This is a genomic window from Actinoplanes utahensis (assembly GCF_016862455.1).
In the GTDB taxonomy this organism is placed as follows: Bacteria; Actinomycetota; Actinomycetes; order Mycobacteriales; family Micromonosporaceae; genus Actinoplanes; species Actinoplanes utahensis.
The window spans coordinates 229,964-243,954 of sequence record NZ_BOMZ01000015.1; the positions used below are offsets into that span (position 1 = coordinate 229,964).

Below are 13,991 nucleotides of genomic sequence, written 5' to 3' on the forward strand. Positions count from 1 at the left end.
CCGTCTCTTCTCTTTTCCGGTACGGGCTACCCGCGGCCCGGACAGCGAGGACCACGGCAGGCGCGGCCTCAACTCGCGACAGTGCACGAAGCTCCGGTCACAGCGGGCCGCGACCGGAGCGCAGCAGCAACAGGGCGACCTGTGTGCCGTCCGGGCCGAGCGCCTCGCGGAAGTGCTCGATGATCTCCCGCTCCCGGGCCAGCACCAGGCGGGTGCCACCGCTGGCCATCCGGGTCTTGCCGACCTCCTGCGAGAGCGACGCGCGCTCCAGCCAGAGATCGATGATCGTCTTGTCGATCTCGTTGATGCGCTCGCGGATCGCGCGGATCTTGGCAGCGGCCTCTTCCTCGCCCGCGCCGGTGGTCTGGTCCATCACTTCGGCGGTCATGTCCTGCTCCTCGGGTGCTGGCGTCCCGGCCAACCCGGCCCGGACAGCATCAAGCCCCGAGCTGGGCGGCCCGGGGCTTGATGTAGGTCTGGGAATCAGGAGCGACCTACGGCTGCCGGGCTTCCGGTGCCGTAGTAAAAAAATCGCGCCTGCTGGATCACGAGCCGAGTATGCCCCCGGCTCGGACGGTCCCGCAAGGAAACCGCCCGAGTGTTGGGACGAAAGTAGGGGCTGATCAGGGGGTGGTCGTCACCCGGTCGGCCGGTCCCGGCGCGATCGGGCCGGTGGCCAGGTACGCGACGAGTGCGTCCACGTCGAAACCCGGCGCGGTGACCCGCCCGTCGCCGAGTGTCAGATTGCTGAACCCGTCCCCGCCGTTGGCCAGGTAGTCGTTGGTGGTGACCAGATAGGTCGCGGCCGGGTCGATCGGCGTCCCGTCCAGTGCCAGGGCGCTCAGCTTGGAACCGGGCGGCGCGGACGCGCTCCAGGTGTAGGTCAGCCCGGCCGACACCTGCAGGATCCGCTGGGTGGTCTGCCCGCCGAACCCGACGAACTGCTGCTCCAGGACGTTCTTCAGCTCGGCGCCGGTGAGGCTCTGGGTGACGACCAGGTTGTTGAACGGCTGGACGGTGAACGCCTCGCCGTACGTCACCTGGCCGTAGGCCTCGCCGCCGGAGGACTGGTCGGCGTCCAGGTCGGCGCGGATGCCGCCCGGGTTCATCAGGGCGATCTGCGCGCCCGCCGGCCGGGTGTAGGCGAGCTGGGCGTCGGCGATCACATCGCCGAGCGGGCTCTCCCCGGCCGCGTTGTTCGTCCGGACGATGTCCGCGCTGATGCTGCCGACCAGCCGGTTCGCGATCGGGGCGACCGCGGTGCGGTACTTGTCAGCCACCTTCTTGGCGGCGGCGTCCACGGTGTCCGGGTTGCGCAGGTAGGCGCCGGACGCGTCCTTGAGCCAGCCGCCGGCACCGTCCGGCACCCCGTTCTCGACGATCACGTTCCGCGCGCTGATCTCGGTGAACCGGCCGGTCCGCCGGTCCAGCGTGTAGTCGATGTCGGTGACCAGCTGACCGTTGGCGCCGGCGCTGGTGACGATGGTCTTCCGGCCCGTGCTGCCGGGCAGCGCACACGAGTAGAAGCGGTGCGTGTGCCCGGAGATCACCACGCTGATCGCGGGGTCGAGGCCCGCGACGATCGGCACCACCGGGCCGGTGAAGTTCACGCAGTCCGAGACGCCCGGCGTCGGCGTGGCCGAACCCTGCGAGCCGCCCTCGTGCAGGAGCAGCACCTGGGCCTTCACCCCGTACGACGTCAGCACCCGGCTCCACCTGTTGGCGGTCGCCACCTCGTCGGTGAAGGTCACGTCCTTGATGCCGGCCGGGTTGACGATGTTCGCCGTGCCTTCGAGGGTCAGGCCGATGAACCCGACCGGAACACCGCCCACGTACCGGATGTCGATCGGCGGCAGGATCGGCTTGCCGGTCCGCTTGTCGATGGTGTTCGCCGCCAGATAGGTGAAGCGGGCGCCCCGGTACGGATCGCCGTCCTGACACCCGTCGGTGGGGTGGCAGCCGCCCCGCTGGATCCGGATCAGCTCCGCCACGCCCTCGTCGAACTCGTGGTTGCCGACCGAGCTGACCTGCAACCCGATCTCGTTCATCAGCTCGATCGTCGGCTCGTCGTGGAACGCCGCGCTGACCAGCGGGCTCGCCCCGATCAGGTCACCGGCCCCGGCCGTGATCGTCGGCCGCTCCGCACGCAGCCTCTTCAGAACGGTGGCGAGGTACTCCACTCCGCCGGCCGGGGTGCTGGTGCCGCTGGCGTTGACCACCGCGCCGCTGCCGGTCGGTGGGTCGATCGCCCCGTGGAAGTCGTTGTAGCTGAGGATCTGGCCCTGGACCGTCTGAGCTCCACCTCCGTAGTAGGCGGAGGCCGGGGCGAACTCGGGCGGTGGAGCGGCGGCGGTCGGTGTGGTCGGGATCGCCGTGAGCACGCCGGCCGCGGCCAGCAGAGCGGCCGGTCCGGCAAGGTGACGCCGCATCTTCATGGGTCCCCCGATCGGAGAGATTTTTTCGTCGACCCGGACAGCCTGGTGGACCGGTCGATTCATCGCCACACTTCGGGGTGACGCATTCATAGTCTGACGCTGATGGGTACGGGGGTCGGGCGGCGGATTCGTGTCGGTGGGTCGGCATACACTGGCTCCCGCGATGCGACCTTCCTCAGAACCTTCCGACGCCCTGTTCTCGCTGCCCGCGGTGCGGACCCCGGCGCCGCCCCGGCCGGCGCCCCGCCCGGCCGCCCGGCGCCTCGACCCGGAGGAGCTGCTGACCGGTCTCAACGGTCCGCAGCGGGATGCGGTGACCCATGCCGGGTCGCCGCTGCTCATCGTGGCCGGCGCGGGTTCCGGCAAGACCCGGGTGCTCACCCACCGGATCGCCTACCTGCTGGCCGAGCGCGACGTGCACCCCGGCGAGATCATGGCGATCACCTTCACCAACAAGGCCGCCGGTGAGATGAAGGAGCGGGTCGCCGCCCTGGTCGGCCCGCGCGCCCGGCTGATGTGGGTGTCGACGTTCCACTCGGCGTGCGTGCGGATCCTGCGGGCCGAGCACGAGCACGCCGGGCTGAAGAGCACCTTCTCCATCTACGACGCCGACGACTCGCGCCGTCTGATGACCCTCGTCGCCCGCGAGCTCGACCTGGACCCGAAGCGGTACACCGCTCGGAGCCTGGCCGCCCAGGTGTCGAACCTGAAGAACGAGCTCATCGAGCCGGAGGAGTACAAGAAGGGCGCGAAGGGCCCGAACGAGCGGGCCGTCGCGGAGGCGTACGAGCTGTATCAGCGGCGGCTGCGTGAGGCGCACGCGCTCGACTTCGACGACATCATCATGACCGTGGTGCACCTGTTCCAGTCGCACCCGCACCTGGCCGAGGCGTACCGCCGCCGGTTCCGGCACGTCATGGTCGACGAGTACCAGGACACCAACCACGCGCAGTACACGCTGATCCGTGAGCTGGTCGGCGTGACCGGTGGCGACGTCGAGCCGAGCGAGCTCTGCGTGGTCGGTGACGCCGACCAGTCGATCTACGCGTTCCGGGGCGCGACGATCCGCAACATCCTGGAGTTCGAGCGGGATTACCCGGAGGCCCGCACGATCCTGCTCGAGCAGAACTACCGCTCCACCCAGACCATCCTGACCGCCGCCAACGCGGTGATCGACCGCAACACCTCGCGCAAGCCCAAACGGCTCTGGAGCGACCAGGGCCAGGGCGAGCAGATCGTCGGCTACGTCGCCGACACCGAGCACGCCGAAGCGGACTGGGTGGCCCGGGAGATCGACCGGCTCACCGACAACCACGACGTGCGACCCGGTGACGTGGCGGTGTTCTACCGGACGAACGCGCAGTCCCGGGTGTTCGAGGAGGTGTTCATCCGCGTCGGCCTGCCGTACAAGGTGGTCGGCGGGGTGCGCTTCTACGAGCGCAAGGAGGTCCGCGACGCGCTGGGCTACCTGCGCGCGATCGTGAACGACGACGACACCGTCAGCATCCGCCGGGTGCTGAACACCCCGAAACGCGGCATCGGCGACCGGGCCGAGGCCTGCGTCGAAGCCCTCGCCGCACGAGACCGGGTCTCGTTCGGCCAGGCGCTGCGGCGGGCCAAGGACGCGCCCGGCATCTCCACCCGCGCGGTCAACAGCATCACCGACTTCGTGCAGCTCCTCGACGATCTGCGGGACCTGGCGCTGTCCGCACCGCCGGAGGAGGTCCTGGAAGCGGTTCTGCAACGGTCCGGCCTGCTCAGCGAGCTGGAGGAGAGCCTCGACCCGCAGGACCAGGGCCGCGTGGAGAACCTTCAGGAGCTGGTGAGCGTCGCCCGGGAGTACACCGAGCGCGTCGAGTCGCTGGCTGATCCGGACTCGTCCGACGACGGCGAGCAGGTCGCCACCCTGGCCGGCTTCCTCGAGCAGGTCGCGCTCGTCGCCGACGCCGACCAGTTGCCCGACGACGACCCGGACAACCAGGGCGTGGTCACGCTGATGACCCTGCACACCGCCAAGGGGCTGGAGTTCCCGGTGGTGTTCCTGACCGGTCTGGAGGACGGCGTCTTCCCGCACATGCGGGCACTCGGCGACAACACCGAGCTGGAGGAGGAGCGCCGCCTGGCGTACGTGGGGATCACCCGGGCCAGGCAGCGGCTCTACCTGTCCCGCGCGGTGACCCGGTCGGCGTGGGGCCAGCCGCAGTACAACCCGCCGTCGCGGTTCACCGACGAGTTGCCGGCCGAGCTGGTGCGCTGGGAGCGGACCGGCGGGTCGTACACGTCCTGGTCCGGCACCGGCGGCGGGGTCGGCGGCCGGGGTGGCGGCGACCGGCAGCGCGGTGGCGGCTTCTCCGGTGGCACGCCGAAAGCGCAGCGCATCGCCGAACGGCTCGGTATCGACGCCAGCAAGCTGTCCACCGCGAGCGAGCTCAAGCAGACGCCGAAGGTGGATCCGGGCGACCGGGTCAACCATCAGCGCTACGGTCTGGGCCGGGTGCTGGCCGTGGAAGGGCACGGTCCGGGCACCCGGGCGCAGATCGACTTCGGTGACCAGGTGATGTGGCTGGTCCTCCGCCACGCCCCGATCGACAAGCTGTAAAGCCCCGGCTGGTTCGCATCGCCGTCTCAGCGACGCTGAGCCGGTGATGCGAATCTCAGGAGCAGCCGGGGATCGGCACGCCGTGCTCGCGCATCCAGGCGGTCGGTTCCACCGGGTTCTTGAAGTGCCCCCGGTGCACCTCGAAATGCAGGTGCGGGCCGGTCGAGTGCCCGGTCGAGCCCTCGTCGCCGATCCGCTGGCCGGCCTCGACCGTCTGGCCGGCCTCGACCGCGACCGCCGACAGGTGACCGTAATGGGTGAGCCAGCCGTCGCCGTGGTCGAGCAGGACCGCGTTGCCGTAACCGCCGTTCGGGCCGGCCGCCACGACCACACCGGCGCCGGCCGCGACGATCGCCGTGCCGTGCGGGGCGGCCAGGTCGACGCCGGCGTGCAGGCGGCCCCAGCGCTGCCCGAAACAGGACGTGGTCCGGGCGGCCGGATTCGGGTTCACCCAGGCGGCTTCGGGGAGCGGGCGTTCCTTCCGGCGTACCGGGGCGGCGGCCGGGGCGCCGCCGATCTCCTCGGGCAGCGGCTCCAGGAACTTCGCGGGCGCGTCGTCGCCGGGCGGCGGGACGATCGGCAGCGCCGCGGTGGCGTGCGCGGCGGTGGGCAGACCGGATCCGCCGTGGCCACCGACGGGGGACGCCGACGCCGCGACAGTAGCGGCGCCGACCCCGGCGGCCAGGGTGGCGCTCAGCGCGGTGATCGAGAGCGCGGAACGGCTGCGGGTGGCGAAGAGCGCGGGGAAGGCGGGGGCGCGGTGCCGGTGCAGATTCTCCTGGCGGTGCCGGCCACCTCGGCCTGATGACGAATGCTGCCCCACGCGGTTGCTCCTCCCCGACGGCCGTGACGTTGGCTTGTCACATGCCTGTCGGTCCGGGAGCGGGCGGCGCTGAGGGGGTGGAGCCGGGTTCTACCGACCTGCAACCGGGCAGGTTTCAAGTGGTCCCGGTCAGGAAAGTGGAGACGTCAGGAAGCCTGCTCGGCGGCGATCCCGGCGTAGACGGACTCCATCTGGAGCTTGATGTCGACGCCACGCTGCAGCAGGAACGTGATCGGGTCGGTCGGGGTGCCGTTGACGTGGACCTCGAGGTGCAGGTGCGTGCCGTACGAGTAACCGGTGTTGCCCACCTCGCCGATCACCTGACCAGCCTGGACCTTCGCGCCCTTGTCGACGAGCGTGCGCCGGGAGTGGGCGTAGATGATCTCGGTGCCGTCGTCCTGCTTGATGGTGATGGAGTTGCCGTACCCGCCGTTGTAGCCGACCTGGGTCACGGTGCCCGCGTGGATCGCCTTGTAGGGGGTGCCGTCCGGGGCGGCCAGGTCGATGCCGGCGTGCAGCTGGCCGAAGCGGACCCCGTAACCCGACGTGAACTCGTACTCGTCGAGGGGCAGCAGGTAGGTGTCCTTGGCGGCCTGCTCGGCGGTCAGCTCGGTGGCCGCCTGACGGTTCTCACCGCGGGAGGCGGCGTTCGAGCCCTCGCGGTTCTCCAGGGCCTCGGTGGCGACCTGCGAGTTCTGCGACATCCCCTGGAGGATCTCGGGGTCGACGGCCTTCTGATCCGGGAGGTTCGAGGCGGCGCCGAGAGCGACGACGCCGGCACCGATGAACGCGGAGGTGACGACGACCGCGTAGCGGCTGCGGGGAGGGGTGGGAACGCGACGCCGGCCGCGATAGCGATCGGGCTCAGACGACAAGCGCTGGCGCACGAAGGACCCTCCGTCGATGGCATTGCGGGCGGCGCGGTGAGCTCAGATCCCGGGAAATTGGGTTGAGCGTCGGTCCGGCCGGGCTGTCGCCGTGGGGGGAACCTGTGTGACAGCCGTGGCCACGGTAACGAAACGGCGACCGGGTCACAAGTCGCAGCGCCAATTTCGTGACAGTTCCTGGTCGGCATTGATCAGCTATTGTCCGAATTGATTACCTTTCTGGAACCCGGTTGTGGCGACCGTGTGTAATTGAACACGAAACGGAAAGTAATGTGACCCAGGGAACTATTCCTCGTGCCCATCGGCCGTGGTCAGCGGCTACCCCGGCCCGGCGCGGCAGGTTACCGTTCGTTCAGGTGACCACGGCGGTCGTCCCGCGTGGCGGCCGGACACCGGGGTCGGAGAGCCCGAAGGGGTCAGCATGCAAGCACGGATCAGGGTCGTCGTCGCCAAGCCCGGGCTGGACGGGCATGACCGCGGGGCCAAGGTGATCGCGCGCGCCCTGCGCGACGCCGGCATGGAGGTGATCTACACCGGGTTGCACCAGACCCCGGAGCAGATCGTGGAGACCGCGATTCAGGAGGACGCCGACGGCATCGGCCTGTCCGTGCTCTCCGGCGCGCACATGACGCTCTTTCGGAGAGTGCTCGAACTGTTGGCGGAGCGTGACGCGTCCGACATCGTGGTATTCGGCGGCGGCATCATTCCGGACGACGACATCACGGAATTGCAATCACTCGGGGTAGCCGCGCTATTCACTCCCGGTACCTCACTCGAAACCGTCGTCGAATGGGTCCGCGCCAATGTGGCGGCGCCGGTCTCCTGACCGGTGGGACTGAGCCGGCTGGTTCTCACAGCTGTCTCGACGCCGCCGAGGCGGCCCTGAGAACCAGCCGGAGGCGGTCGGAGGCAGTCGGAGGCAAGGGGAGAGGCCGGACGCACCCCTCACACGTCCGGCCCCTCTATGCGCGATGCCCCGCCGCCACCCCTCGACCGACAGGGCATCGGCCGCTTCCTTGCGGGCGCCGCAGCGCTCCGACACCACACTCAACGACCCCTCGGCGGGCCGGTTACGCGCGCCCGCGGGACTTTTTCGCGGGCGCCGGCGAGATGCCTCACCACAACGGCGCGAGACCTGTCGTGAAATCTCCCCAGGCACTTGGTGCACGGTGGCCCCGACCGTCCCGGAGCTGCGCTTTCGTCCCACTGGTGTGTGGTCTTGCACACCCTGTACCCGCGCGGGCACAGGGCCCTATTCGGTCGCTACTCTGCGGATGAGGGCCATTCGTCAGTTTGCGGATGGCCGGACGATCCTCACGCTGGCGGCGCGCCGCGCTGCCTCGCGCACACAGGTCGGGACGCAATGGTGCGGCTTGCCGGCGCTTGGCGTCGCGAGCGAAAGGAGACACGTGGACCTGTTCGAGTATCAGGGGCGCGACCTGTTCGAACGGCACGGGCTGCCCGTGCTGGGCGGCGGTGTCGCCGAGACCCCGCAGGAGGCCCGGGCGATCGCCGAGCGCCTCGGTGGCAAGGTCGTCGTCAAGGCGCAGGTGAAGGTCGGCGGCCGCGGCAAGGCCGGCGGCGTCAAGCTGGCCGACGGCGCGGACGAGGCCGAGGCCCGCGCGACCGACATCCTGGGCATGGACATCAAGGGCCACACGGTCCAGAAGGTGATGCTGGCCGAGACGGCCGACATCGTGGAGGAGTACTACTTCTCCTACCTGCTGGACCGGGCCAACCGCACGTTCCTCTGCATCGCCAGCGTCGCCGGCGGCATGGAGATCGAGACGGTCGCCGAGGAGGACCCGGACCGGGTCGCCAAGATCGCGATCGACGCGAGCAAGGGCGTGGACGAGGCGAAGGCGCGCGAGATCGTGACCGCCGCCAAGTTCCCGGCCGATGTCGCCGACCAGGTCGTCGACATCGCGGTGAAGCTGTGGCAGGCGTTCGTCGCCGAGGACGCCACGCTCGTCGAGGTCAACCCGCTGGCCAAGGTCGGCGACGGCCGCGTGCTGGCGCTCGACGCCAAGGTCACGCTGGACGAGAACGCCGGCTTCCGGCACCCCGACCACGAGGCGCTCGAGGACAAGTCCGCGGTCGACCCGCTGGAGCAGGCCGCCAAGGCGAAGAACCTCAACTACGTCAAGCTCGACGGCGAGGTCGGCATCATCGGTAACGGCGCCGGCCTGGTCATGTCGACCCTGGACGTGGTGGCGTACGCGGGTGAGAAGCATGGCGGCGTCAAGCCGGCCAACTTCCTCGACATCGGTGGCGGCGCCAGCGCCCAGGTGATGGCGAACGGCCTGGAGATCGTCCTCGGCGACCCGGCCGTCAAGTCGGTCTTCGTGAACGTCTTCGGCGGCATCACCGCCTGCGACGCGGTGGCCAACGGCATCATCCAGGCCCTGGCTCTGCTGACCGAGCGCGGCGAGACCGTCACCAAGCCGCTCGTGGTCCGCCTCGACGGCAACAACGCCGAGGCCGGCCGCGCCATCCTCGACGGCGCCAACAACCCGCTGGTCGAGCGGGTCGACACGATGGACGGAGCGGCCGCTCGCGCCGCCGAGCTCGCGGCTGCGGGGAAGTGAACTAATGGCTATCTGGCTCACCAAGGACTCCAAGGTCATCGTCCAGGGCATCACCGGTGGTGAGGGCTCCAAGCACACCAAGCGGATGCTCGCCGCGGGCACCCAGGTAGTAGGCGGCGTCAACCCGCGCAAGGCCGGCACCAAGGTGGACTTCGACGGCACCGAGCTGCCCGTCTTCGCCACCGTTGCCGAGGCGATCGCGGAGACCGGCGCCGACGTGTCCGTCATCTTCGTGCCGCCGGCGTTCACCAAGGCCGCGGTGGTCGAGGCGATCGACGCCGAGATCCCGCTCGCCATCGTGATCACCGAGGGTGTGCCGGTGCAGGACTCGGCGGCCTTCTGGTCGTACAACGTGGCCAAGGGCGAGAAGACCCGGATCATCGGGCCGAACTGCCCCGGCATCGCGTCGCCCGGCGCCTCCAACGCGGGCATCATCCCGGCCGACATCACCCCGCACGGCCGGATCGGCCTGGTCAGCAAGAGCGGCACGCTGACCTACCAGCTCATGTACGAGCTGCGGGAGTTCGGCTTCTCCACGGCGGTCGGCATCGGTGGTGACCCGATCATCGGCACCACCCACATCGACGCGCTGAAGGCGTTCCAGGAGGACCCGGACACCGACGCGATCGTCATGATCGGTGAGATCGGTGGCGACGCCGAGGAGCGGGCCGCCGAGTTCATCAAGGCCAACGTCACCAAGCCGGTCGTCGGCTACATCGCCGGCTTCACCGCGCCGCCCGGAAAGACGATGGGCCACGCCGGCGCCATCATCTCCGGCTCGGCCGGCACTGCCGACGCCAAGAAGGTCGCTCTCGAGGCGGCCGGCGTCAAGGTCGGCAAGACGCCGTCCGAGACCGCCCAGCTCATGCGCGACATCCTGAGCTGAATCGGCACCGTGCACACGGCGCGCCGTCGATCGGGGAACGACCCGATCGGCGGCGCGCCGTCGCATCTGTGTCGCCGTAGTGGCCACGGCATGGAAAAGTAGGCGCGATGTCCAGCACAACCGACCGGCCCGGCGGCTCGGAGGACCCGTTCGCGGTCGCCGAGGCGCTCCAGTCCGTGGTGCGGGACACCGCCGCCATCGATCGGGACCGGCCGGTGATCGCGCCCGCCGAGCCGGTCGAGCGGCCCACCGAGGCGATCGGCGCCGACGGCGACCGGCAGCACGACACGGTGGTCGTCGACGACGCGATGCTCGGGCGCCGGGAGACCGTCCGGGTGCCGATCCAGCGCCGCCCGCCGCGGGGACGGCGTGCCCCGCTGCTGGTGGCGGTGCTCTTCGCCACCCTGTGGGCGGCCCTGCTCGGCTATCTGCCGGTGGCCGTGGTGATCGGGCTGGCCCGCACCCTGGAGGGGTCCGCGGGCCTGGCCGGGGCCGCGCACGCCGGGCTGGCCGGCTGGCTGCTCGGGCACGGCGTGCCGATCGGCACCTCGATCGGCCCGCTGGCGCTGACCCCGCTGCTGCTCACGGTCTTCATGATCTGGCGGCTCAACCGGGCCGGCCTGCACGTCACCCGGGCGATCGGGGCGCGGCACAGCGGGTCGGCCGGCCGGGCGCTGCTGGTCGCGCTGCTGGTCGCCTCGGCGTACGCGCTGGTCGGCGCCCTTGCCGCCGTTCTCGTCGACGGCCGCGGCACCGACGTGACCGTCGGCCGTACCGCCGCGCACTTTCTGATCCTCGGCTTCTCCGGGGCCCTGCTCGGCGCCCTGCGCGGCACGGGCGCGGTCGCCACCCTGGCTCGGCGGGCGCCGCAGGCGATGCGGCACGGCATCCGGGCCGGCCTGGTCGCGGCCCTGTTGATCCTCGGCGCCGGCGCGGTGGCGGGCGGGCTCGCCGTCGCGCTCGGCGGCGCGCAGGCGGCCGACATCATCGCCGGCTACCAGACCGGCGTCGCCGGCCAGGCCGGGATCACCCTGGTCAGCATCGGGTACGCGGTGAACGTCGCGATCTGGGCCGCCGCCTACCTGCTCGGCCCGGGTTTCGCGCTCGGCGTCGGCACGACGGTCCGGCTGACCGAGGTGACGGTCGGCGCGACGCCGATGGTGCCGCTGGTCGCGGGCCTCCCCGAGGGCCCGATGGGCACCCGCGGCACCCTGCTGCTGGCATTGCCGGTGATCGCCGCCGCCATCGCGGGCTGGGCGCTCACCCAGCGGCTGCGGTTCGGCCGGGACAACGCCTGGCGGGCGTCGGGCGCCGGCCCGGCCGGCACCGAGCCGGCCTGGTCGATGGTGCTGGCCCCGGCCCTGTTCGCGGGCCCGGTCGCCGGTCTGGTGCTGGGGCTGCTCGCCTGGCTGTCCGGCGGCTCGCTCGGATCCGGCCGGCTGTCCCGGATCGGCCCGGACCCGGTGCAGACCGGTGTGATGACCGCGATCGTGGTGGCCGTGGCGGTCGGCATCGGGGCGGCCGCGACGAGGGCGTTCACCAAACGCCCCGGCAAGGGACGGGCAACCCCGCGGAGATAGGGTGCAAAGGTGACTGCCCCCGCGCCCGCCCGCCTGGTCGTCCTCATCTCCGGATCGGGCAGCAACCTGCAGGCTCTTCTCGAAGCGACAGCCGACCCGGCGTACGGCGCCGTCGTCGTGGCCGTCGGCGCCGACCGGGACGGGATCGCCGGCCTGGAGCACGCCGCGGCCGCCGGCATCCCCACGTTCGTGGATTCGGTGAAGGCCTACCCGAGCCGTGACGACTGGGACGCCGCGCTCGCCGCGCACGTCGCCGAGCACCGGCCCGACCTGGTGATCTCGGCCGGTTTCCTGAAACTCGTCGGCAAGCAGTTCCTGGACGCGTTCGGCGACCGGTACATCAACACCCACAACGCGCTGCTCCCTGCCTTCCCCGGCATCCACGGGCCGCGGGACGCGCTCGCTTACGGGGTGAAGGTGGCCGGGGCGACGCTGTTCTTCGTGGACGCCGGTGTGGACACCGGCCCGATCATCGCGCAGACCGTGGTCCCCGTGCTCGACGACGACACGGAGGAGACGCTCACCGAGCGCATCAAGGTGGCCGAGCGGGCCCAGTTGGTCGACTGTGTCGGCCGCCTGGTCCGTGAGGGCTGGACCATCCAGGACAGAAAGGTACGGATTCCGTGACCACCACTGACGAGGGTCGTCGTCCGATCAAGCGGGCGCTGCTGAGCGTCTGGTACAAGGACGGCATCGTCGAGTTGGCGCAGGCGCTGCACTCCGCCGGTGCGGAGATCGTCTCCACCGGTTCGACCGCGTCGACCGTGGAGAAGGCCGGTGTGCCGGTGACCCGGGTGGAGGAGCTGACCGGTTTCCCGGAGATCCTCAGCGATCGGGTCAAGACCCTGCACCCGAAGGTGCATGCCGGACTGCTCGCCGACCTGCGGCTGGAGAGCCACGTCGCGGAGCTCGCCGAGCTGGGCATCGAGCCGTTCGACCTGCTGGTCAGCAACCTGTACCCGTTCACCGAGACGGTGGCCTCGGGCGCGGGTGTGGAGGACTGCATCGCGAAGATCGACATCGGTGGCCCGGCGATGGTCCGTTCCGCGGCCAAGAACCACGCCTCGGTCGCCGTCGTCACCTCCGCCGCGGCGTACCCGCTGGTCGCCGAGGCCGCCGCGGCCGGCGGTTTCACGCTGAAGCAGCGTAAGGCGCTGGCGGCCCAGGCCTTCGCGGACATCGCGGAGTACGACGTGGCGGTCGCCCGCTGGACCGCCGCCGCCCTGGTGGACGAGGCCGAGTGGCCGGCGTTCGACGGGCTGGCGCTGCGCCGGGAGAACACCCTGCGGTACGGCGAGAACCCGCACCAGAAGGCCGCGCTCTACCTGGACCCGGCCGCGCCGGCCGGCCTGGCCCAGGCCGAGCAGCTGCACGGCAAGGAGATGTCCTACAACAACTACGTCGACGCGGACGCTGCCTGGCGTAGCGCCAACGACTTCACCGAGCCGTGTGTGGCGATCATCAAGCACGCCAACCCGTGCGGCATCGCGATCGGCGCGGACGTGGCCGAGGCGCACCGCAAGGCGCACGCCTGTGACCCGGTCTCGGCGTTCGGTGGTGTCGTGGCGGTCAACCGTGAGGTCACCGTCGAGCTGGCGCGCCAGCTGGGGGAGATCTTCACCGAGGTCGTGGTGGCGCCGTCGTTCGAGGCCGAGGCACTGGAGCTGTTCCGGGAGAAGAAGAACCTGCGGGTGCTGGTGGCCCCGGCCTGGAACCCGCCGGCGGCGGAGATCAAGCAGGTGGGGGGCGGGCTGCTGGTGCAGACCGCGGACCGGATCGACGCGGCGGGCGACGACCCGGCGAACTGGACTCTGGCGACCGGCGAGCCGGCCTCGGCCGCTCAGCTGGCCGATCTCGCCTTCGCGTGGCGGGCGATCCGCAGCGTGAAGAGCAACGCGATCCTGCTGGCCAGCGACGGCGCCACGGTCGGTGTCGGGATGGGCCAGGTCAACCGGGTCGACTCGGCGAAGCTGGCGGTGGACCGGGCCGGTGCCGAGCGCGCCGCGGGCAGCGTGGCGGCCTCGGACGCGTTCTTCCCCTTCCCCGACGGTCTCGAGGTGCTGATCGAGGCGGGCGTCAAGGCGGTGGTCCAGCCGGGCGGCTCGATCCGTGACAACCTGGTGATCGAAGCGGCGGAGAAGGCGGGCATCACCGTCTACCTGACCGGTACGCGTCACTTCTACCACTGATCAC

General features: G+C 70.8%; 11 protein-coding genes. 7 read left to right on the forward strand and 4 right to left on the reverse strand.

Going from position 1 to position 13,991, the window contains the following annotated elements; translation table 11 throughout:
• Window positions 1-97: 97 nt before the first annotated feature.
• On the reverse strand, window positions 98-388 hold the full coding sequence (locus tag Aut01nite_RS04710) for a chorismate mutase (RefSeq protein WP_043522175.1): 291 nt from the start codon (window positions 386-388) through the stop codon (window positions 98-100).
• A 235-nt stretch (window positions 389-623) separates the two neighbouring features.
• The gene (locus Aut01nite_RS04715) at window positions 624-2,429 is read right to left on the reverse strand and encodes a bifunctional metallophosphatase/5'-nucleotidase (RefSeq protein WP_043522273.1); all 1,806 of its coding nucleotides are present in this window, start codon (window positions 2,427-2,429) and stop codon (window positions 624-626) included.
• A gap of 169 nt (window positions 2,430-2,598) precedes the next feature.
• On the opposite strand from Aut01nite_RS04715, the gene pcrA reads away from it, so the two are divergent.
• Window positions 2,599-5,034: a DNA helicase PcrA gene (gene pcrA, locus Aut01nite_RS04720; protein WP_043522173.1), complete on the forward strand. Its 2,436-nt coding sequence runs from the start codon at window positions 2,599-2,601 to the stop codon at window positions 5,032-5,034.
• Between the two features lie 55 nt (window positions 5,035-5,089).
• On the opposite strand, the gene Aut01nite_RS04725 is transcribed toward pcrA, so the two are convergent.
• Together Aut01nite_RS04725 and Aut01nite_RS04730 are read right to left on the reverse strand one after the other, a co-directional pair.
• A complete protein-coding gene (locus Aut01nite_RS04725; protein ID WP_043522172.1) occupies window positions 5,090-5,857 on the reverse strand; it encodes a M23 family metallopeptidase in 768 nt (255 codons plus the stop codon).
• 146 nt (window positions 5,858-6,003) lie between these two features.
• A complete protein-coding gene (locus Aut01nite_RS04730) occupies window positions 6,004-6,744 on the reverse strand; it encodes a M23 family metallopeptidase (RefSeq protein WP_043522170.1) in 741 nt (246 codons plus the stop codon).
• Between the two features lie 421 nt (window positions 6,745-7,165).
• Between Aut01nite_RS04730 and icmB the strand changes: the two genes are divergently transcribed.
• From icmB to purH, 6 genes are all read left to right on the forward strand, one after another.
• On the forward strand, window positions 7,166-7,570 hold the full coding sequence (gene icmB / locus Aut01nite_RS04735; RefSeq protein WP_043522167.1) for a coenzyme B12-dependent isobutyryl CoA mutase small subunit: 405 nt from the start codon (window positions 7,166-7,168) through the stop codon (window positions 7,568-7,570).
• A gap of 583 nt (window positions 7,571-8,153) precedes the next feature.
• Window positions 8,154-9,332 (forward strand): ADP-forming succinate--CoA ligase subunit beta, encoded by a 1,179-nt coding sequence (gene sucC, locus Aut01nite_RS04740; protein WP_043522166.1) that lies wholly within the window; start codon window positions 8,154-8,156, stop codon window positions 9,330-9,332.
• 4 nt (window positions 9,333-9,336) lie between these two features.
• Entirely contained in the window at window positions 9,337-10,218 is an 882-nt protein-coding gene (sucD, locus tag Aut01nite_RS04745; RefSeq protein ID WP_043522164.1) for a succinate--CoA ligase subunit alpha, read from the forward strand.
• Window positions 10,219-10,325: 107 nt separating this feature from the next.
• A complete protein-coding gene (locus Aut01nite_RS04750; RefSeq protein WP_173476630.1) occupies window positions 10,326-11,798 on the forward strand; it encodes a cell division protein PerM in 1,473 nt (490 codons plus the stop codon).
• Between the two features lie 9 nt (window positions 11,799-11,807).
• Window positions 11,808-12,425 (forward strand): phosphoribosylglycinamide formyltransferase, encoded by a 618-nt coding sequence (gene purN, locus Aut01nite_RS04755; protein ID WP_043522163.1) that lies wholly within the window; start codon window positions 11,808-11,810, stop codon window positions 12,423-12,425.
• Window positions 12,422-13,987 carry a bifunctional phosphoribosylaminoimidazolecarboxamide formyltransferase/IMP cyclohydrolase gene (gene purH / locus Aut01nite_RS04760; RefSeq protein ID WP_043522162.1) on the forward strand — a complete coding sequence of 522 codons (1,566 nt, stop codon included), beginning with the start codon at window positions 12,422-12,424 and terminating at the stop codon, window positions 13,985-13,987. The genes purN and purH overlap by 4 nt, the downstream gene beginning before the upstream one ends.
• Window positions 13,988-13,991 lie beyond the last annotated feature (4 nt).

What these genes read in the sequence shown, in the direction of transcription:
- Aut01nite_RS04710 (WP_043522175.1), bottom strand. Translation starts at nt 388, where the DNA reads ATGACCGCCGAAGTGATGGACCAGACCACCGGCGCGGGCGAGGAAGAG.
- Aut01nite_RS04715 (WP_043522273.1), bottom strand. Translation starts at nt 2,429, where the DNA reads ATGCGGCGTCACCTTGCCGGACCGGCCGCTCTGCTGGCCGCGGCCGGC.
- pcrA (WP_043522173.1), top strand. Translation starts at nt 2,599, where the DNA reads ATGCGACCTTCCTCAGAACCTTCCGACGCCCTGTTCTCGCTGCCCGCG.
- icmB (WP_043522167.1), top strand. Translation starts at nt 7,166, where the DNA reads ATGCAAGCACGGATCAGGGTCGTCGTCGCCAAGCCCGGGCTGGACGGG.
- sucD (WP_043522164.1), top strand. Translation starts at nt 9,337, where the DNA reads ATGGCTATCTGGCTCACCAAGGACTCCAAGGTCATCGTCCAGGGCATC.
- Aut01nite_RS04750 (WP_173476630.1), top strand. Translation starts at nt 10,326, where the DNA reads ATGTCCAGCACAACCGACCGGCCCGGCGGCTCGGAGGACCCGTTCGCG.